Here is an 18,190-nt window from a genome sequence, read left to right as displayed (position 1 = left end):
CCTTCCACGGTTAACGGTCGCATCAGTGGACATCGCCCATCAGCGCGACGATCTTCTTGCGGCTCAGGTAGATCGCCAGACCGGCCAGCACCGCCACCCCGGCCTCGACGGCCAGCACCGGGATACCGCTGAGGTCCGCGCCGCCGGTGGACAGCAGAGTGACGACGCAGTCACCCGCGGTGACGGCCAGGAACCACACGCCCAGCATCTGGCTCGCGTACTTCTGCGGCGCCATCTTGGTGGTCACCGACAGGCCGACCGGGGACAGGCACAGCTCGCCGATGGTCTGGATCATGTAAATGGAGAGCAGCCACAGCGGGCTGACCTTCGAACCGTCCGAGGCCATCAGCATCGGGACGATGAAGACGGCGAACGAGGCACCGATGAAGACCATCGCCATCGAGAACTTCAGCGTGGTGCTCGGCTCGCGGTCGCGGCGCGCCAGCCGCAGCCACAGCCAGGCGAACACCGGGGCGAGGGCCATGACCCACAGCGGGTTCACGGACTGGAACCACGAGGAGGGGAAGCTCAGCCCGAAGACCTCGCCGTTCGTCTTCTTCTCCGCGAAGACGGACATCGTCGAGCCCGCCTGGTCGAAGATCATCCAGAACACCGCGGCGGCCACGAAGAACCAGATGTAGCCGCTGACCTTGGTCTGCTCGGTGTCGGTCAGCTCCTTGTCGCGCTTGATGCGCGCCAGGACCGTGATCGGGATGATCAGGCCGAGCAGGGCGAGCGGGATCAGCGCCCAGTTCAGCGTGAAGTGACCGGTGAAGGCGACCACGCCGTAGAAGACCGCGGCGACCGCGACCCAGATCAGGCCCTTGCGCAGCCAGGTGGTGCGCTCCTCCGCCCGCAGCGGGGTCGGCACGACGCTGGACTTCGGGTTGAGGTGGCGGGTGCCGATCAGGAACGACACCAGGCCAAGGCCCATGCCGAGCGCCGCCAGCGCGAAGCCCATGTGCCAGTTGACGCTCTGGCCGACGGTGCCGATGACCAGCGGCGCCGCGAAGGCACCGATGTTGATGCCCATGTAGAAGATGGTGAAGCCGCCGTCCCGGCGGGGGTCCTGGGGGCCGTCGTAAAGGTGGCCGACCATCGTCGAGATGTTGGCCTTCAGCAGACCCGAGCCCACCGCGACCAGCGCCAGGCCGACGAAGAACATCGCCTGGCCCGGTACCGCCAGTGCCAGGTGGCCGGACATGATCACGCCGGCTGCGACCGCGACGGTCTTGCGCGGTCCCCAGACGCGGTCGCCGAACCAACCTCCGGGCAGGGCCAGGAGATAGACCATCGCCACATAGATGGAGTAGATGGCCGAGGCGGTGGCCGCGTTCATGGCCAGACCGCCGCCCTGGGCGCCGGTTTCGGCGTCCGGGCCGCCGGAGATCAGGTAGACGACGAGCAGGGCGCGCATGCCGTAATAGCTGAAGCGCTCCCACATCTCGGTCATGAAGAGAGGGGCCAGTCCGCGGGGGTGGCCGAAGAAGGTCTTGCCGTCGTCCGCAGGGGTTCCCTGCTGGGCGGTGTCCTTCGTCAGGCTGGACGCCATGGAAGATTCCTTGGTCTGCTCGGGACGCGTTCGAGAGTCCCGATACGCGCCCTTGTGGGGGTGACCGGCACCGGTGCAGACATGCCCGCCCCCACGTCCGGGGGGTTCGGCACCATGCGAGGCGGTGCCGGCAGGACGGTCGTGCACCGGGATCCACGCCCCCCGTGCTGCTGCGCGGCGGACCCGGTCGTCAGGTCATTCACTGCGTGCGGGGCTGGTGGTTCCAGCCCCGCACACAACAGGGACCGCCGGCTCTCAGTTAAGAGCCACGGTCCCGGAGTTGTGCGACGGACGTCCGGACACCATACGTCGCGTTAACGCTCGTTTGGGGACCGTGAGACAACGCTCACATTCGTTCCGGGAACCTTCGTTGCCGCCCGGCCCGCCGGTGGCCGCCCCCCTCGGACCGCCGGCGGCGAAACGGTCCGCCGTCGTCGCGCCCCCCTGGTCCGCCCCTCGGGCGCGATACATCGGACTACCATCGGGCCATGACCCGTGTACTGCTCGCCGAGGATGACGCGTCCATCTCGGAGCCGCTCGCCCGCGCACTGCGCCGCGAGGGTTACGAAGTCGAGGTGCGCGAGGACGGCCCCACGGCGCTCGACGCCGGTCTCCAGGGCAACATCGACCTGGTCGTACTCGACCTGGGACTGCCCGGCATGGACGGTCTGGAAGTCGCGCGCCGGCTGCGCAACGAGGGCCACTCCTTCCCCATCCTGGTGCTGACCGCCCGCGCCGACGAGGTGGACACCGTCGTGGGGCTGGACGCCGGTGCCGACGATTACGTCACCAAGCCCTTCAGGTTGGCCGAACTCCTCGCCCGCGTACGGGCGCTGCTGCGCCGCGGCTCCAGCGCCGAGCCCCAGCAGCCGCCCGCCACCCACGGCGTACGCATCGACGTCGAGTCGCACCGCGCGTGGATGGGGGAGGAGGAACTCCAGCTCACGGCGAAGGAGTTCGACCTGCTGCGGGTGCTGGTGCGGGACGCCGGCCGGGTCGTCACCCGCGACCAGCTCATGCGCGAGGTCTGGGACACGACCTGGTGGTCGTCGACGAAGACGCTGGACATGCACATCTCCTGGCTCCGCAAGAAGCTCGGGGACGACGCCGCCAACCCCCGCTACATCGCCACCGTCCGCGGTGTCGGCTTCCGCTTCGAAAAGAGCTGAGGCGCCCGGGCCCCTGCCGCGGGCGGGAGACCGGAAGAGCACCGTCGAGTTCCCGCCCGGAGGGCACCGTGCGCCGCCGCCTGATCAACTCCACCCTCGCCGTGGTGCTTGTCGTGATCGCCGTCTTCGGCGTCTCGCTCGTCATCGTCGAGACCCGCACCATCCAGTCGGGCGCGCAGGAGAGCGTGGCGTCCGAGGCGGTCCGGCTGGTGGGCATCGTGGAGAGCCGGCTGGGCAGCGGCGAGAAGATCACCCCGCAGATCCTCTCCGAGCAGATCACCGCCAAGCGGCACGCGCTGATCAAGGTGCCCGGCAAGCCGCCCATCGAGATCGGACGGCGTCCCTCGGGCGAGGTCATCGAGTCCTCGGTGCACGGTGACCGGGGCGAGGCCGTCACGGTCCAGGAGTCCCGCTCGACGGTCAGCGCGGAGATCGGCCGGACGCTGCTGGTCATCCTGGCCGTGGCGCTGCTGGCGATCATCGCCGCCGTGATCCTCGCCATCCGCCAGGCCCGCCGGCTGACCGCCCCGCTCACCGACCTCGCCGAGACCGCCGAACGGCTCGGCTCCGGCGACCCCCGCCCGCGCCACCGCCGCTACGGCGTCCAGGAGCTGGACCGGGTCGCCGACGTGCTGGACGCCAGCGCCGAGCGGATCGCCCGGATGCTGACCGCCGAGCGCCGCCTGGCCGCCGACGCCTCCCACCAGCTCCGGACGCCGCTGACCGCGCTCTCCATGCGGCTGGAGGAGATCACCCTCACCGACGATCCGGACACCGTGAAGGAAGAGGCCACCATCGCGCTGGCGCAGGTGGAGCGGCTCACCGACGTCGTCCAGCGGCTGCTGACCAACTCGCGTGATCCGCGCAGCGGCTCGGCGGTCGCCTTCGATCTGGACGAGGTGGTCAAGCAGCAGATCGAGGAGTGGCGGCCGGCCTACCGCAGCGCGGGGCGGGCCATCGTCCGTTCCGGGAAGAAGGGGCTGCGGGCCGTCGGCACGCCCGGCGCGGTCGCCCAGGTGCTGGCCACCCTCATCGAGAACTCGCTGATGCACGGCGACGGAACGGTCGCGCTGCGTACGCGGGTCACCGGCAACCAGGTGGTCGTGGAGGTCACCGACGCCGGCCCCGGGGTGCCCCCGGATCTCGGCTCGCGGGTCTTCGAGCGGACGGTCTCGGGGCGCAACTCCACCGGGCTGGGGCTGGCCGTGGCCCGGGACCTGGCGGAGGCGGACGGCGGGCGGCTGGAGCTGGTGCAGCAGTCGCCGCCGGTGTTCGCGCTGTTCCTGGCCCGGGAGGCCGGCCCGAGCGAGGAGTGAGGCCCGCCCGCCTCGGGGACGAAGCACGTCGCGGGGGACGCAGCACGTCGCGGGGGACGAAGCGCGGCCGGGATGCGAAGCCCGGCCCGGCGACGGCTACTTACGGGTGGTGGTGCGCGGCCGCCGGGAGTCGGCGAGGAACGACTCGGCGGTCTCCACGGCCTCGCGGGCGGGCAGTGCCCGGAAGACCCAGGTGCGGTAGGACCAGAAGCGGAAGAGGGTGGCGACGCCGATGCCGAGGAACTTGAAGATGTTGCTCTGCAGCGGGCTGTCCCAGCCGAAACCATAGGTCGCGGTGTAGAGGACGCCGTTCTCGATCACCAGGCCGGCCACGCTGAACAGCAGGAACAGCGCGAGCTCTTTGGTGCGGCCCCGCCGGTCGCGGTCGCGGTAGGTGAAGTAGCGGTAGCCGAGGTAGTTGGTGCCGGTCGCCACGACGGTCGCCAGGATGCTTGCCCGCACGACGGGCACCTCGGTCAGGTGCCGGATGAGGTTGAACACCGCGAGATTCACGACGACTCCGGTGCCGCCGACGGCGCCGAACTTCAGCACTTCCCGGGCGAGCGCCTCCAGCCTGGACCGCAGTGCGCTCCGTTCACTCATCGTGGTCGTTCAGCTCCCCGTCGTGGGCGGATGTCGCGGGCCGTCAAGCGTGGTCCCCCCTCATGCTAACCAGCGCCCGGAGGCGCTGCCCGCCGCCCGTCGGCCGCGGCTCAAAAGGGACCCCCCGGCACATCGCGCCGGAGCGCGGAGGGCGGGGCGCGCGGGCGGTCAGCCCACGGTGACGCGGAAGTTGAGGGAGCCGGCGCCCTCCTCGTCGGCCGCCGCGGAGCCGCAGCGGCGGCAGTGCAGCAGCCGCAGGTCCGTACGCCCGGCGCCCACCGCCTCGAAGTCGAGGTAGCGGAAGCCGTCCGAGCCGGGGCGTGGCCCGTCGTCGGAGTCGGCGTGCCCGCCGGCGGCTTTGAGGACGGCCGGATCGGGGCGGGGCGCGGCGATGATCCAGTGGAAGCCGTCGGCGGGGTCGTCCCTGACCTTCACCGCGAAGTGTTCGCCGGGCGAGACGGATATCTCGCCACCTTCGGGGCCGAAGACCTCGGGGCCGGAGAGCTGGCTGATCACCGAGTGGACGGCGACCAGCAGCGCCGCGACCGCGACGATGATCACCAGTGTCCCGGAGTGCCTCGATATGCCGCCGTTCCTCATCCGGCATCCCCCTTCGCCGCGTCCCGTTTCCCCGCCGCGTCCCGAGCGTAACCGTCCCCGTCGATCTTGGGTCGAACTCCCCTCGAACGGGCGCTCCTGGATGATCCTCCAAGTCGGGGTCGGGGCAGCGCCTCCGGGCGGATACCCTGGGGGCGTGACGTTCCCGGTAGTCGGCATGGTCGGCGGCGGTCAGCTCGCCCGTATGACCCACGAGGCAGGCATCCCCCTCGGCATCAAGTTCAAGCTCCTCAGTGACACCCCGCAGGACTCGGCGGCGCAGGTGGTCGGCGATGTCGTCATCGGCGACTACCGCGACCTGGCGACACTGCGCGCCTTCGCCCGCGGCTGCGATGTGATCACCTTCGATCACGAGCACGTCCCCACCGAGCACTTGCGGGCCCTGGAGGCCGACGGCATCCCCGTCCGGCCCGGCCCCGACGCGCTGGTGCACGCCCAGGACAAGGGCGTGATGCGGGCGAAGCTCGACGCGATCGGCGCGCCCTGCCCGCGCCACCGGATCGTGAGCGACCCGGCCGACGTCGAGCGGTTCGCCGCCGAGGGCGAGGGCTTCCCGGTGGTCCTGAAGACCGTTCGCGGCGGCTACGACGGCAAGGGCGTATGGGTCGTACGATCCTCCAAGGAGGCGGTCGATCCGTTCCGCGCCGGGGTGCCCGTCCTGGCGGAGGAGAAGGTCCCCTTCGTCCGGGAGCTGGCCGCCAACGTCGTGCGCTCGCCGCACGGCCAGGCCGTCGCCTACCCGGTCGTGGAGTCGATCCAGGTCAACGGCGTCTGCGACACCGTGATCGCCCCGGCCCCCGGCCTTTCCGACCGGCTCTCCACCCACGCGCAGGAACTCGCCCTGCGGATCGCGGACGAGCTGGGCGTCGTCGGCCACCTGGCGGTCGAGCTGTTCGAGGTCCGGGACGCCGACGGCGCACCGGCCGTCCTCGTCAACGAACTCGCGATGCGCCCGCACAACTCCGGCCACTGGACGCAGGACGGCGCGATCACCTCGCAGTTCGCCAACCACGTCCGCGCCGTCCTGGACCTGCCGCTCGGCGATCCGCGCCCGCGCGCCCCGTGGACGGTCATGGCCAACGTCCTCGGCGGCGACTACCCGGACATGTATGCGGCGTTCCTCCATTGCATGGCACGTGATCCGCGGTTGAAGATTCACATGTACGGCAAAGACGTGAAGCCGGGCCGCAAGGTCGGACACGTCAACACCTACGGCGACGACCTGGCCGACGTGCGCGAGCGCGCCGCGCACGCCGCCGGCTACCTGCGAGGAACAATCACCGAATGACCTCCAGCTCTCCCGGGGCGCCGGCCGGCTCCCCCCTCATCGGCATCGTCATGGGTTCCGACTCCGACTGGCCCGTCATGGAGGCCGCCGCCAAGGCCCTCGACGAGTTCGAGATTCCCTACGAGGTCGACGTCGTCTCGGCCCACCGCATGCCGCGCGAAATGATCGCCTACGGCGAGAACGCGGCCGAGCGCGGCCTGAAGGCGATCATCGCCGGCGCGGGCGGAGCGGCCCACCTCCCCGGAATGCTCGCCTCCGTCACCCCGCTGCCGGTCATCGGCGTCCCCGTCCCGCTCAAGTACCTCGACGGCATGGACTCCCTGCTCTCGATCGTGCAGATGCCGGCCGGTGTCCCCGTCGCCACCGTCTCCGTCGCCGGCGCCCGTAACGCCGGACTGCTCGCCGCCCGCATCCTCGCCGCCCACGACGACGAACTCCAGGGCCGCATGCGGGAGTTCCAGCAGGAGCTGAACGACCAGGCCACGGAGAAGGGCAAGCGGCTGCGCAGCAAGGTCGCCTCCCCGGACGCCTTCGGCTTCGGGAGCAAGTGATGCCCGCGGCCGCGCCCGACCCGCGGGTCGCCGAGCTGCTCGCCGAGTTCCCGGTCGTCGACGGTCACAACGACCTGCCCTGGGCGCTGCGCCAGCAGGTCCGCTACGACCTCGACCGGCGCGACCTCGCCGCCGACCAGTCCGCGTATCTGCACACCGACCTGCCACGCCTGCGGGCCGGCGGCGTCGGCGCGCAGTTCTGGTCGGTCTACGTCCGCTCGGACTACCAGGGTGACGAGGCGGTCAGCGCCACCCTCGAACAGATCGACGGCGTACGGCAGTTGGCCGCCCGCTACCCGGACGACCTGCGGCTGGCGCGCACCGCCGACGACATGGAGGCCGCCCGCGCGGACGGCGTCATCGCCTCCCTGATGGGCGCCGAGGGCGGCCACTCCATCAACAACTCGCTGGCCACCCTGCGCGCGCTGCACGAACTGGGCGTCCGCTACCTCACGCTCACCCACAACGACTCGCTGGCCTGGGCGGATTCGGCGACCGACGAGCCGCGGGCGGGCGGCCTGAGCGCCTTCGGCGAGGAGGTCGTCCGCGAGATGAACCGCCTCGGCATGCTCGTCGACCTCTCCCACGTCGCGGCCGAGACGATGCGCGACGCGCTGCGCGTCAGCCGGGCGCCGGTGATCTTCTCGCACTCCTCCGCCCGTGCGATCTGCGGCCACCCGCGCAACATCCCCGACGACGTCCTGGAGCGGCTGCCGGACAACGGCGGCATCGCGATGGCCACGTTCGTCCCGAAGTTCGTGGTCCCCGCGATCGGCGAGTGGACGCTGCGCGCGGACGAGAACATGCGGGCGCACGGCTTCCACCACCTGGACACCACACCCGAGGCGATGCGGGTCCAGCGGGCGTTCCAGGCCGACCACCCGATGCCGCAGGCCACCGCGGCGGACGTCGCCGACCACCTCGACCACATGCGCGAGGTCGCCGGCATCGACCACCTCGGCCTCGGCGGCGACTACGACGGCACCGCCTTCACCCCGGCCGACCTGCCCGACGTCGCCGGCTACCCCCGGCTGCTCGGCGAACTGCTCGACCGCAACTGGTCGTCCGCCGACCTCGCCAAGCTCACCTGGAAGAACGCGGTCCGCACCCTGCGTGCCGCGGAGGACGTCGCCCGCGCGGAACGGGCCGAACGCGGCCCGTCGAACGCGACGATCGAGCAACTGGACGGCTGAGCGCCGCCCCGTGTGACGGCCGCCGGGCTCAGGTGGCCGTCACACGCAGGCGGCGCCGCCTCAGGCTGCCGTCACTTCATGCAGAGGCAGAAGGGGTGCCCCACCGGGTCGAGGTAGACCCGGAAGTCGCGTACGCCCTCGTCGCCCTGGACGAGCTTGGCGCCCAGCGCGAGGACCTTGGCCTCGGCCTCGGCGATGTCCGCGGTGCGTACGTCGAAGTCGAGGTGGAGCTGCTGGGGCTGGTCCTGGCCGGGCCAGCGGGGCGGCTGGTAGTCGGCCACCCGCTGGAAGGCGAGCTTCCTGCCCTCGGGGCCGGCGACTTCGTACCACTCGCCCTCACCGCCGGCCCGCCAGCCGAGCACCTCGGCGTAGAAGTCGGCCAGGGCGGCGGGGTCGGGGCAGTCCAGCACGGTCACACCTAGCTCGATGAGGGCCATGGCGTTACCTCCTTGTCGCTTCAACCGGTAACCTCGTTACTGCATGATGGCCTTCCGGCGGTAACGTTTCAAGGGTGGCCGACCGAACAGCTCCGGAAGTCCTGCTCCTGGTGCAGGACCTGGTGAACACCTTGGACGTGGAGACCGGCGCGGACGCGCTGACCGCCGAGGACGGCCTCGGCGCGTTCCTCCGCGCACACGGCATGCCGGAGCCCGGCGCGGGCCAGGACGAGCGGGCGGCCGTACGGGAGCTCCAGGAGCTGCGGGAGGCGCTGCGCGCCGTCTGCCTCGCCCATACCGTCCGCGGCGCCGTGCCGGGGGAAGCGGCCCGCACCCTGGACCGGCTGCTCGGCCGCGCGCCCCTGGTGCTGTCCTTCACCCCCGACGGCGGCGCGGCGCTGCGACCGGCCGACGGCCTCCAGGGCACCGCCCGCCTGATGGCCCGGATCTCCGCGGGCATCGCCACGGCGGTCGCCGACGGCACCTGGCAGCGCCTCAAGGCGTGCGAGGCGGACGACTGCCGGTGGGCCTTCTACGACAGGAGCCCGGCCGGGCGTGGCCGCTGGTGCACCATGGCGGTCTGCGGCAGCCGGGCGAAGATGCGGGCCTACCGCGCCCGCCGCGCCATGGACTAGGCGCCCGGCGCGGTCGTCCACAGGGCCCGGTCGTCCCGAGGGCCCCTCGCCGTCAGGCGCGCGGGCGGCCCAGCGCCCGGTAGGTCCAGCCGGCCTTGCGCCACAGCTCGGGGTCCAGCGCGTTGCGGCCGTCCAGCACGCGCCGCTCGCTGACCACCTCGCCCAGGGCGGCCGGGTCCAGCTCGCGGAACTCGCGCCACTCCGTCAGATGCAGCACCACGTCCGCGCCGCGCGCCGCCTCGGCCGCGGTGTCGGCGTAGCCCAGGGTCGGGAAGAGCCGCCGGGCGTTGTCCATGCCCTTGGGGTCGTAGACGGTGACCTGCCCGCCCTGGAGGTGGATCTGGCCCGCCACGTTGAGCGCGGGGGAGTCGCGCACGTCATCGGAGTCCGGCTTGAACGTCGCGCCCAGCACGGCGACCCGCTTGCCCAGGAAGCTGCCGCCCACCGCGTCACGGGTCAGCTCGACCATGTGGCCGCGGCGCCGCATGTTGATGGAGTCGACCTCGCGCAGGAACGTCAGCGCCTGGTCGGCGCCCAGCTCGCCGGCGCGGGCCATGAACGCCCGGATGTCCTTGGGCAGGCAGCCGCCGCCGAAGCCGATGCCGGCCCGCAGGAACTTCTTGCCGATCCGCTCGTCGTGCCCGATGGCCTCGGCCAGCTTCACCACATCGCCGTCGGCCGCCTCGCACACCTCCGCCATCGCGTTGATGAAGGAGATCTTCGTCGCGAGGAAGGAGTTGGCGGAGGTCTTGACCAGCTCCGCGGTGGGGTAGTCCATGACGATGAACGGCGAACCCTCGCCGACCGGCGTGGCGTAGACCTGCCGCAGCAGCTCCTCGGCCCGCTCGCTGGCGACACCCACGACGATCCGGTCGGGGTGCAGGGTGTCCTGGACGGCGAAGCCCTCGCGCAGGAACTCCGGGTTCCAGGCCAGCTCGGCGTCCTCACCGGCCGGAGCCAGGTCCGCCAGCCGCCGGGCGAGCCGGGCCGCGCTGCCCACCGGCACCGTGGATTTGCCGACGACCAGCGCGGGCCGGGTCAGATGCGGCGCGAGCGAGTCGAAGGCGGCTTCCACGTACGACATGTCGCAGGCGTATTCACCGTGCTTCTGCGGGGTATTCACACAGACGAAATGCACATCGCCGAACGCGCCGGCCTCCTCGTAGGAGGTGGTGAACCGCAGCCGGCCGCTGGAGCCCTCGATACCGTCGACGTGCTTGCGCAGCAGTTCCGCCAGCCCCGGCTCGTACATGGGGACCTCGCCGCGCCCCAGCATCTCGATCTTCTCGGGGACGACGTCCAGGCCCAGCACCTCGAAGCCCAGCTCGGCCATGGCGGCCGCGTGGGTGGCACCGAGGTAGCCGGTGCCGATCACGGTGATCTTGAGGGCCATGGATGCTCCAGACGCGTAAGGGGAAACTGCGCGGACCGAGCATAGTCGCGCGCGGAGGAGCCCACTCCAGCCGTGCGGCACCGGGGCCCCACCGGGCCTGTCGGCAACCTCACGTATCCCCCCGGCGGCCCCGGCGCCTAGAATCCGGTGCGTAACGGGTTACTTAACGGTAGTTAGCATTTCAGTCAGCTCTCAGGGGAGTGAGAAACCTTGGCGCCAGCGGGAAAAAACTCGGTCGCTGATTTCGGTCTGTACCGGCCGTCCGAGGAGCACGACATGCTCCGCGAGTCGGTGCGTGCGCTCGCCGAGGCGAAAATCGCGCCCTTCGCCGCCGCTGTGGACGAGGAGGCGCGCTTCCCCCAGGAGGCGCTGGAGGCGCTGGTCGCCGCCGACCTGCACGCCGTCCACGTACCGGAGGCTTACGGCGGTGCCGGCGCCGACGCGCTGGCCACCGTCATCGTCATCGAGGAGGTCGCCCGCGTCTGTGCCTCCTCCTCCCTCATCCCGGCGGTCAACAAGCTCGGCTCGCTGCCGGTCATCCTCTCCGGCTCCGAGGAGCTGAAGAAGAAGTTCCTCACGCCGCTCGCCAAGGGCGACGCGATGTTCTCGTACTGCCTGAGCGAGCCGGACGCCGGCTCCGACGCGGCCGGTATGAAGACCAAGGCCGTCCGCGACGGCGACCACTACGTCCTCAACGGCGTGAAGCGCTGGATCACCAACGCCGGCGTCAGCGAGTACTACACGGTGATGGCCGTCACCGACCCCGAAAAGCGCTCCAAGGGCATCTCCGCCTTCGTGGTGGAGAAGGGCGACGAGGGCGTGTCCTTCGGCGCCCCGGAGAAGAAGCTCGGCATCAAGGGCTCGCCGACCCGCGAGGTCTACCTCGACAACGTCCGCATCCCCGCCGACCGCATGATCGGCGCGGAGGGCACCGGCTTCGCGACCGCCATGAAGACCCTGGACCACACCCGCATCACCATCGCGGCCCAGGCGCTCGGCATCGCCCAGGGCGCCCTGGACTACGCCAAGGGCTACGTCCAGGAGCGCAAGCAGTTCGGCAAGCCGATCGGCGACTTCCAGGGCGTGCAGTTCATGCTCGCGGACATGGCCATGAAGCTGGAGGCCGCCCGCCAGCTCACCTACGCCGCGGCCGCCAAGTCGGAGCGGATCTCGGCCGGCGGCAAGGACGAGGACCTGACGTTCTTCGGCGCCGCCGCCAAGTGCTACGCCTCCGACGCCGCCATGGAGATCACCACCGACGCCGTCCAGTTGCTCGGCGGCTACGGCTACACCCGTGACTACCCGGTCGAGCGCATGATGCGGGACGCGAAGATCACCCAGATCTACGAGGGCACCAACCAGGTGCAGCGCATCGTGATGGCGCGCAACCTGCCGTAACGCCCGCGCCCGCGAAAAGGGGCCCCGGACCGCTGCCGTGCGGTCCGGGGCCCCTCGTCGTTATCGGGCGGGCGGTCAGTCGCCGCTGACGGTGACCTTCTCGTCCGCGTTGAACTGCTGGACGAGCTGGGTGAGCTTGGCCTTGTCCCACAGCAGGTTGCCGCCGCTGCTGCCGGCGATCGGCATGTTCATCGACTTGCCCTCGCCGCCCGTGACGCCCTTCATCGCGAAGAACATCTGGCCCAGGTCCCACAGGCTCATGTCCTTGTCGGTGATGAGCGTGTCCAGGCCGGCGCCCATCGTCGGGTAGAGCTTGAAGGGGTTCAGGACCGTGCCCGGGGTGGCCGCCTGGCTCGCCAGCGAGGCCAGGAACTTCTGCTGGTTCTTCGTGCGCTCCAGGTCCTGGGTCGCGAAGGCGTGCCGGGTCCGGACGAAGGCCAGCGCCTGCTGGCCGCTCAGCGTCTGCTTGCCGGCGGGGAAGTCGGCGCCGGAGTCCTTGTCCTTGAACGCCTTGGGGATGTTCATCTCGACGCCGCCGATCGCGTCCACGATGTTGGCGAAGCCCGCGAAGCCGATCTCGACGTAGTGGTCGATGTGCAGCTTGGTGTTGAACTCCACGGTGCGCACCAGCAGCTCGGGGCCGTCCTCGGCGTAGGCGGCGTTGAGCTTGGTGTGGCGGCCGGTCCCCGGGTACTTCTTGCCCGAGTCGGAGCCGACGAACGAGGGGATCTCGACGTCCGAGTCACGCGGCAGGGACAGCAGGGTGGGGCCGTTGCCGCCGTCGTGCAGGATCATCATGGAGTCGGTGCGCTTGCCCTCGGCGGAGCCGGTGTGCAGCTTCTTCTTCTCCGCGGCGGACATGCCCTCACGGCTGTCCGAGCCGACGATCAGGTAGTTCGTGCCGTCGCCGGCCTCCGGCCGGTCGATGACCTTGCTCAGGTCCACCTCCCGGCGCACCTTGCCGTCCGCCCAGAAGTAGGTGGCGACGGAGACGACGAGCAGCAGCGTCACCAGGGTCAGCGCGGTCCACTTGATACGGCGGCCCCAACGGGGGCGGGGGCGGGCGCCACGGCCGGGGCCGTCATAGCCGTCACCGCCGCCGTCGCCGTAGACCTGGCCGGTGTTGTAGCCGCTGTCGTAGTCGTCGTAGACCGGGGGCCGCTGCGGGGCGCCGCCGGGGCGCGGCGACATCTGGGGCGGCAGCGGCGGCTCGCGCCGCGCGTATCCGGGCGCGGCCTCACGCCGCACCTGCGGCATGGCGCGCACGCCGTCCGGCTCGGCGCTGCCGCTGCCGCGTCCGTACCGGTTGCCGTTCTGGTCGCCGGACCACCCATCGCCCCACTGATTCATACCGGCAGTGTGCATGCCGTGGGGGCCCGCTCGACAGGCCGGGTGCCGGATCGGGCCGGGGCTGTTGCAGAGCTGATGCAAAGTGACGGGGGCCTTTGACCGCATACCGCAAGGGGACGCCACCATTCCGGCGCGGCCGATGGAATCCTTCATTCCGGAACGTTTCGGGGCGGCCGCCGGGCGCCGCGGCGAGACGGTCGTCACGTTCCGTGCGGCACGGGGCCGGGGTGCGGCCCGCTTAGGCTGGCGGTATGAGCGAACTCGTCACCAACCCACCGGAGGGCGAGCTGGTGGGCAAGCCCACCTCCGTCTCGCGCACCACGCTGTCGCACATCATGACCGCCGGTGACACCAATCTCCTCGGGACCGTGCACGGTGGCGTGATCATGAAGCTGGTCGACGACGCGGCGGGCGCGGTGGCCGGGCGGCACTCCGGCGGGCCCGCGGTGACCGCCTCCATGGACGAGATGGCCTTCCTCGAACCCGTCCGCGTCGGCGACCTGGTCCATGTCAAGGCGCAGGTCAACTGGACGGGCCGGTCCTCCATGGAGGTCGGCGTACGGGTCCTGGCCGAGCGCTGGAACGAATCCACCCCGGCGCAGCAGGTCGGCTCCGCCTACCTCGTCTTCGCCGCCGTCGACGAACAGGGCAAACCGCGCCGGGTGCCGCCGGTGATCCCCGAGACCGAGCGGGACAAACGCCGCTACCAGGAGGCGCAGATCCGGCGCACCCACCGCCTCGCCCGGCGGCGCGCCATCATGGAGCTGCGCGGACGACGTGCCGCCGAGGGACTCGACGACGCGTAACCGCCACCGCCAGCAGCGCCAGGCCGGCACCGAGGAAGCTGCCGGCCGCCGCGCACAGCACGTCGTCGACGTCGGCGGTCTGCCCGGCGCGCAGCAGGAGCTGCGCCGCCTCGATGGCCACGCACAGGCCCACCCCGAGCAGGAACCCCGCCGCGCCCGAGCGGTCCGGCGCGGCGAACCGCAGGAGCAGCGGCCCGGGCAGGAACATCGCCGCGTTCGCGACCTGCTGGCGCACCAGCATCGCCAGCTCCTCCGGCGGAAGCTGGGCGCCCGGGTCGAGCAGCCCCTCGCCGGGCCGCCACCACACCGTGGCGTCCCCGGAGCCGATCGGCTGGGAGGGGATGAGCGTCGCCGCCAGGACCAGCCCCAGCCAGCCCGCCAGCAGGACCGCGGCGGTGGTGCGCGGCGCGGTGGCCGCGGGGGAGCGGGCCGCCCACAGGGCGAGCGCCAGCGCCAGGGCCAGGGCCGCGGCCAGGAAGAGCGCCACGGTGGTGGGGGTGATGCCCAGTACGACCTGCCACACGACGGACCCCTCTCAGGACATCCCGGACATCAGCTACAGCTCCACTTGGTGACGAACACCGTCGGCCCGTGCTCCATGACGCCCCGGACGCATTCATCCGGCCGCATCGGGACGCGGCCGCTCAGCCGGACCGCGCCGCGCACCGTCCGCCGCGTCCCGAACCAGCCGGGAAACGCGGTGATCCGCGCGTTCCTGCGCTGATAGCCCAGCCGTACTGTGATCTCCTCGCGGGCGCCGAGCGCGCCCGGGAAGGCGGCGCCGGTGCCGGGGCCCGTGGCGGGCGCCCCGTCGCGCCGGTAGGTCACGGTGTACGTCCCCGGCGCCCCCACCGGCCCGCGCAGGCACAGCCGGCCGCGCACCAGGTCGCCGCAGCCGGTCGGCACGGCGGGAGCCGGCTGCGCCGCGGCGGCGGTGGCCGCGATCAGGCACAGGGCCGCGACGGCGACCGCGGCACGGCGCGCGCGAGGGGGCGGTGCGGACCGGCCCTCGGGCGGGCCGAGCGCGGTGCGGCGGGGCGCGGGAACGTTCACCGGCACACCGCCTCGTCACCGGTGATCGCCGAGAACGCGCCCGGATCACGTGGCGTCTCCTCCGCCCGGACCAGGTGGACGGCCTTGAAGTCCCGGCCGAGCGTGACCCGCATCATCGGCCCCTGCGACGGCATCGGGCGCAGCTCCGCGCCGGGCAGCGCCGCGGCCAGCGAGCGGGCCGAGCGGTCCCACCGGGGGTCGTAGCCGATGACCGTACGGGGAGCGGCGCCGCCCGCGGTCATGGTGGGCCGGCCGGTGGTCGCGAAGCCGGTGGCGCGCAGCGCCTTCTCGACCCGCTCGCCCAGGCCCTGCCGCTTGGTGCCGTTGTCGACGTGCACCCGGACCTGACCCGGCGGGACGTCCACGACCGTGGGCCGCGGCTCCTTCCTGACGGGGCGGACCGCGAGCGGCTCGTCGTCGCGCAGGGCCTGGAAGAGCCGCCGGGACTTCTCCGGGTCCCACCGCACCGTGGAGCCGACGCCGGGCACCTTGTGGCTGATGCTGGCCAGCGGCACGGAGGTGAATTCCGAGGAGGAGGGCGTGAAGCCGCGCATGGCCTGGCCGAGGTCGACCATGGCGTTGGCGTCGAAGCCGGCGTCGGCCCGTACCGACTCCAGCATCGTGTCGGCGACGTTCTTGAAGCGGATCGGATTCATCAGCACTCCGGAGGAGGTGATCTCGTGGATCAGGGAGGCCAGGAAGCGCTGCTGGCGCTGCATCCGGCCGAGGTCGGCGGAGCCGTCGACATGCCGGGAGCGCACGTACTGCAGCGCCTGGCCGCCGCTCAGCCGCGTCGTGCCGACCGGCAGGTTCAGGCCCGAGTAGCTGTCCTTCAGCGGCCGTACGGTGCAGATCTCCACCCCGCCGACCGCGTCCACGCTCCGCATGAAGCTGGTGAAGTCGACCTCCACGTAGTGGTCGATGTGCACGCCCGTCATGTGCTCGACGGTCCGCACGGTGAGCGTGGGGCCGCCCTCCGCGTACGCCGCGTTCAGCTTGATGGGGCGGGCGGGGTGCTCCTTGCCGGTGGCGTCGGTGTGCGCGGGCACCTCCGCGTAGGAGTCGCGGGGCAGGCTGACGACGCTGGCGCGGTCCCGGTCGGCGGAGAGGTGCACCAGCATCAGGGTGTCGGTGCAGTGACAGGGATCGCCGCCCAGGTGGTACTGGTTCCTCTGTTCCTTCGACAGCTTGTCGCGGCCGTCGGTGCCCACGATCAGGAAGTTCAGGCCGTCGCCGCCCCCGGGCCGGTCGTTCATGCCCTTGAAGGCGTCCACCCGGCCGATTCCGATCTCCACGCCGGTGACCATGGCGTGCCCGACCCCGCTCGCACCCATCAGCAGCGCGGAGAGGGCTCCGCACAGCCGCAGGCCCCAGCGCGTCCGCGGCGGCCGCCGGCCACCGCCGCGCCGCCGCCCGCGGGCGGCGCGGGAGGAGGCGGGCGGGGCGGTGCGGGACGGCGCGGTCAAAAGGGGACACCTCCGCGGCGGGACGGGTGTGAGCGGCGGCCGGCGGGGCGGGGCCCGGCCGGAGCCGGGGCCGGGGGAAGAGGCGGGACGGGTCGGGACGAAGCCGGCGGGGACACCGTAGGCCCATACGATCTGCTGCAAAGCGCCACACGCCGGGCATCGGCCGGCCGGCCACCCGGCTGCCGTCCGCCGGTGTCCCCCGTTCGCGGTAACGTGAGGCGCGATACCGCAGTCTCCCGGCGAGCGCTGCCGTCGATGGCGGCTCCGCCGCGGGCCGTACCTTCGAGGAAACATGCCCCAGCAGCAGCCCCCGGCCGTCTCCGTGATCATGCCGGTGCTCAATGAGGAACGTCACCTTCGCGACGCGGTCCGGCACATCCTGGAGCAGGAGTACGCCGGCGAGATGGAGGTGGTCATCGCGCTCGGCCCGTCCACGGACCGTACGGACGAGATCGCCGCCGAGCTCGTCGCGGAGACCGCCGCCGACCCGCGCGCCCGGGTGCACACCGTGCCGAACCCGACGGGCCGCACCCCCGCCGCCCTGAACGCCGCGATCAAGGCGTCCCGGCACCCGATCGTGGTCCGCGTCGACGGCCACGGCATGCTCTCGCCGGACTACATCGCCACCGCCGTACGCCTCCTGGAGGAGACCGGCGCGCAGAACGTCGGCGGCATCATGCACGCCGAGGGCGAGAACGCCTGGGAGGACGCGGTCGCCGCCGCGATGACCTCCAAGATCGGCGTCGGCAACGCCGCCTTCCACACCGGCGGGCGGGCCGGCGAGGCCGAGACCGTCTACCTGGGCGTGTTCCGGCGCGAGGCGCTGGAGCGGCAGGGCGGCTACAACGAGGAGTTCATCCGCGCCCAGGACTGGGAGCTGAACTTCCGTATCCGCGAGGCCGGCGGACGGATCTGGTTCTCGCCGGAGCTGAAGGTCAGTTACCGGCCGCGGCCGAGCGTGAAGGCCCTCGCCAAGCAGTACAAGGACTACGGCAAGTGGCGCCATGTCGTCGCGCGCTACCACTCCGGCTCGATCAACCTGCGCTATCTCGCGCCCCCGACGGCGGTGTGCGCCATCGCGGCGGGCCTGGTCGTCGGCGCGGCCGTCACCCCCTGGGGCTTCGTCGTCCCGGGCGGCTACCTCGCGGCGATCACGGCGGGCTCGGTGCCGGCCGGCAAGGGCCTGCCGCTCAAGGCCCGCCTCCAGATCCCGCTGGCGCTGGCGACCATGCACCTGTCGTGGGGCGTGGGCTTCCTGACCAGCCCCCGCTCGCTCGCCAGGAAGGTCATCGCCAGCCGCCGCCCGTCGGTGCCCGCCCCGGCGCCGGCCGAGTAACACCCGTACGACAAGGGGCGGGGGGG

18 protein-coding genes are annotated in these 18,190 nt (G+C 71.8%); 9 read left to right on the top strand and 9 right to left on the bottom strand.

What is annotated here, in order from left to right; genetic code table 11:
* Positions 1-22: 22 nt before the first annotated feature.
* Complete coding sequence (locus ACZ45Z_RS11620) at positions 23-1,552, bottom strand: peptide MFS transporter (RefSeq protein WP_468359974.1); 1,530 nt, start codon at positions 1,550-1,552, stop codon at positions 23-25.
* Positions 1,553-2,040: 488 nt separating this feature from the next.
* Between ACZ45Z_RS11620 and ACZ45Z_RS11615 the strand changes: the two genes are divergently transcribed.
* Both ACZ45Z_RS11615 and ACZ45Z_RS11610 read left to right on the top strand, forming a co-directional pair.
* Positions 2,041-2,721 carry a response regulator transcription factor gene (locus ACZ45Z_RS11615; RefSeq protein ID WP_397847611.1) on the top strand — a complete coding sequence of 227 codons (681 nt, stop codon included), beginning with the start codon at positions 2,041-2,043 and terminating at the stop codon, positions 2,719-2,721.
* Positions 2,722-2,789: 68 nt separating this feature from the next.
* A complete protein-coding gene (locus ACZ45Z_RS11610) occupies positions 2,790-4,037 on the top strand; it encodes an ATP-binding protein (RefSeq protein WP_468359969.1) in 1,248 nt (415 codons plus the stop codon).
* 96 nt (positions 4,038-4,133) lie between these two features.
* On the opposite strand, the gene ACZ45Z_RS11605 is transcribed toward ACZ45Z_RS11610, so the two are convergent.
* Together ACZ45Z_RS11605 and ACZ45Z_RS11600 are read right to left on the bottom strand one after the other, a co-directional pair.
* Positions 4,134-4,640 carry a GtrA family protein gene (locus tag ACZ45Z_RS11605; protein ID WP_468359966.1) on the bottom strand — a complete coding sequence of 169 codons (507 nt, stop codon included), beginning with the start codon at positions 4,638-4,640 and terminating at the stop codon, positions 4,134-4,136.
* 168 nt (positions 4,641-4,808) lie between these two features.
* Positions 4,809-5,240 carry a protease inhibitor I42 family protein gene (locus ACZ45Z_RS11600; protein WP_468359961.1) on the bottom strand — a complete coding sequence of 144 codons (432 nt, stop codon included), beginning with the start codon at positions 5,238-5,240 and terminating at the stop codon, positions 4,809-4,811.
* Between the two features lie 175 nt (positions 5,241-5,415).
* Here ACZ45Z_RS11600 and ACZ45Z_RS11595 point away from each other — a divergent pair, with 175 nt between their 5' ends.
* From ACZ45Z_RS11595 to ACZ45Z_RS11585, 3 genes are read left to right on the top strand one after another with little or no spacing between them, the layout of a single operon-like run.
* Positions 5,416-6,546: a 5-(carboxyamino)imidazole ribonucleotide synthase gene (locus tag ACZ45Z_RS11595; protein ID WP_468360761.1), complete on the top strand. Its 1,131-nt coding sequence runs from the start codon at positions 5,416-5,418 to the stop codon at positions 6,544-6,546.
* Positions 6,543-7,097, top strand: coding sequence for a 5-(carboxyamino)imidazole ribonucleotide mutase (gene purE, locus ACZ45Z_RS11590; protein WP_468359957.1), 555 nt, complete (start codon positions 6,543-6,545; stop codon positions 7,095-7,097). Before ACZ45Z_RS11595 ends, purE begins: the two co-directional genes overlap by 4 nt.
* Positions 7,097-8,290, top strand: coding sequence for a dipeptidase (locus tag ACZ45Z_RS11585; RefSeq protein WP_468359954.1), 1,194 nt, complete (start codon positions 7,097-7,099; stop codon positions 8,288-8,290). Before purE ends, ACZ45Z_RS11585 begins: the two co-directional genes overlap by 1 nt.
* A gap of 71 nt (positions 8,291-8,361) precedes the next feature.
* On the opposite strand, the gene ACZ45Z_RS11580 is transcribed toward ACZ45Z_RS11585, so the two are convergent.
* Positions 8,362-8,727: a VOC family protein gene (locus tag ACZ45Z_RS11580; protein WP_468359951.1), complete on the bottom strand. Its 366-nt coding sequence runs from the start codon at positions 8,725-8,727 to the stop codon at positions 8,362-8,364.
* Positions 8,728-8,801: 74 nt separating this feature from the next.
* Here ACZ45Z_RS11580 and ACZ45Z_RS11575 point away from each other — a divergent pair, with 74 nt between their 5' ends.
* Positions 8,802-9,362 (top strand): CGNR zinc finger domain-containing protein, encoded by a 561-nt coding sequence (locus ACZ45Z_RS11575; RefSeq protein ID WP_468359948.1) that lies wholly within the window; start codon positions 8,802-8,804, stop codon positions 9,360-9,362.
* A 52-nt stretch (positions 9,363-9,414) separates the two neighbouring features.
* Here the strand turns inward: ACZ45Z_RS11575 and ACZ45Z_RS11570 are convergent, their stop codons facing one another.
* Complete coding sequence (locus ACZ45Z_RS11570; RefSeq protein WP_468359945.1) at positions 9,415-10,755, bottom strand: UDP-glucose dehydrogenase family protein; 1,341 nt, start codon at positions 10,753-10,755, stop codon at positions 9,415-9,417.
* A gap of 210 nt (positions 10,756-10,965) precedes the next feature.
* Between ACZ45Z_RS11570 and ACZ45Z_RS11565 the strand changes: the two genes are divergently transcribed.
* A complete protein-coding gene (locus ACZ45Z_RS11565) occupies positions 10,966-12,153 on the top strand; it encodes an acyl-CoA dehydrogenase family protein (protein ID WP_468359943.1) in 1,188 nt (395 codons plus the stop codon).
* Between the two features lie 75 nt (positions 12,154-12,228).
* Here ACZ45Z_RS11565 and ACZ45Z_RS11560 read toward each other — a convergent pair whose 3' ends face one another.
* Positions 12,229-13,503: an LCP family protein gene (locus ACZ45Z_RS11560; protein WP_468359941.1), complete on the bottom strand. Its 1,275-nt coding sequence runs from the start codon at positions 13,501-13,503 to the stop codon at positions 12,229-12,231.
* 251 nt (positions 13,504-13,754) lie between these two features.
* Here ACZ45Z_RS11560 and ACZ45Z_RS11555 point away from each other — a divergent pair, with 251 nt between their 5' ends.
* Positions 13,755-14,309, top strand: a complete 555-nt coding sequence (locus ACZ45Z_RS11555) for an acyl-CoA thioesterase (protein WP_468359938.1) — start codon at positions 13,755-13,757, stop codon at positions 14,307-14,309.
* Here ACZ45Z_RS11555 and ACZ45Z_RS11550 read toward each other — a convergent pair.
* The 3 genes from ACZ45Z_RS11550 to ACZ45Z_RS11540 are packed head-to-tail and all read right to left on the bottom strand — an operon-like array spanning position 14,260 to position 16,828.
* On the bottom strand, positions 14,260-14,832 hold the full coding sequence (locus tag ACZ45Z_RS11550; RefSeq protein WP_468359935.1) for a VanZ family protein: 573 nt from the start codon (positions 14,830-14,832) through the stop codon (positions 14,260-14,262). The two genes, ACZ45Z_RS11555 and ACZ45Z_RS11550, sit on opposite strands and share 50 nt — an antisense overlap.
* A 29-nt stretch (positions 14,833-14,861) precedes the next feature.
* Positions 14,862-15,362, bottom strand: coding sequence for a hypothetical protein (locus ACZ45Z_RS11545; RefSeq protein WP_468359932.1), 501 nt, complete (start codon positions 15,360-15,362; stop codon positions 14,862-14,864).
* A complete protein-coding gene (locus ACZ45Z_RS11540; protein WP_468359929.1) occupies positions 15,359-16,828 on the bottom strand; it encodes an LCP family protein in 1,470 nt (489 codons plus the stop codon). Before ACZ45Z_RS11540 ends, ACZ45Z_RS11545 begins: the two co-directional genes overlap by 4 nt.
* A 292-nt stretch (positions 16,829-17,120) precedes the next feature.
* Between ACZ45Z_RS11540 and ACZ45Z_RS11535 the strand changes: the two genes are divergently transcribed.
* Positions 17,121-18,164 carry a glycosyltransferase family 2 protein gene (locus tag ACZ45Z_RS11535; RefSeq protein WP_468359926.1) on the top strand — a complete coding sequence of 348 codons (1,044 nt, stop codon included), beginning with the start codon at positions 17,121-17,123 and terminating at the stop codon, positions 18,162-18,164.
* Positions 18,165-18,190 lie beyond the last annotated feature (26 nt).

The organism is Streptomyces sp. NPDC031210, assembly GCF_055570395.1.
Note: the sequence above shows the minus strand (reverse complement) of the source record. Positions and strands in the feature narration are given on the sequence as shown.

Bases quoted from the DNA above. Each gene is read 5' to 3' on its own strand.
- ACZ45Z_RS11560 (WP_468359941.1), bottom strand. From the start codon at position 13,503: ATGAATCAGTGGGGCGATGGGTGGTCCGGCGACCAGAACGGCAACCGG.
- ACZ45Z_RS11615 (WP_397847611.1), top strand. From the start codon at position 2,041: ATGACCCGTGTACTGCTCGCCGAGGATGACGCGTCCATCTCGGAGCCG.
- ACZ45Z_RS11580 (WP_468359951.1), bottom strand. From the start codon at position 8,727: ATGGCCCTCATCGAGCTAGGTGTGACCGTGCTGGACTGCCCCGACCCC.
- ACZ45Z_RS11585 (WP_468359954.1), top strand. From the start codon at position 7,097: ATGCCCGCGGCCGCGCCCGACCCGCGGGTCGCCGAGCTGCTCGCCGAG.
- ACZ45Z_RS11555 (WP_468359938.1), top strand. From the start codon at position 13,755: ATGAGCGAACTCGTCACCAACCCACCGGAGGGCGAGCTGGTGGGCAAG.
- ACZ45Z_RS11595 (WP_468360761.1), top strand. From the start codon at position 5,416: ATGGTCGGCGGCGGTCAGCTCGCCCGTATGACCCACGAGGCAGGCATC.
- ACZ45Z_RS11600 (WP_468359961.1), bottom strand. From the start codon at position 5,240: ATGAGGAACGGCGGCATATCGAGGCACTCCGGGACACTGGTGATCATC.
- purE (WP_468359957.1), top strand. From the start codon at position 6,543: ATGACCTCCAGCTCTCCCGGGGCGCCGGCCGGCTCCCCCCTCATCGGC.
- ACZ45Z_RS11535 (WP_468359926.1), top strand. From the start codon at position 17,121: ATGCCCCAGCAGCAGCCCCCGGCCGTCTCCGTGATCATGCCGGTGCTC.
- ACZ45Z_RS11570 (WP_468359945.1), bottom strand. From the start codon at position 10,755: ATGGCCCTCAAGATCACCGTGATCGGCACCGGCTACCTCGGTGCCACC.
- ACZ45Z_RS11605 (WP_468359966.1), bottom strand. From the start codon at position 4,640: ATGAGTGAACGGAGCGCACTGCGGTCCAGGCTGGAGGCGCTCGCCCGG.
- ACZ45Z_RS11620 (WP_468359974.1), bottom strand. From the start codon at position 1,552: ATGGCGTCCAGCCTGACGAAGGACACCGCCCAGCAGGGAACCCCTGCG.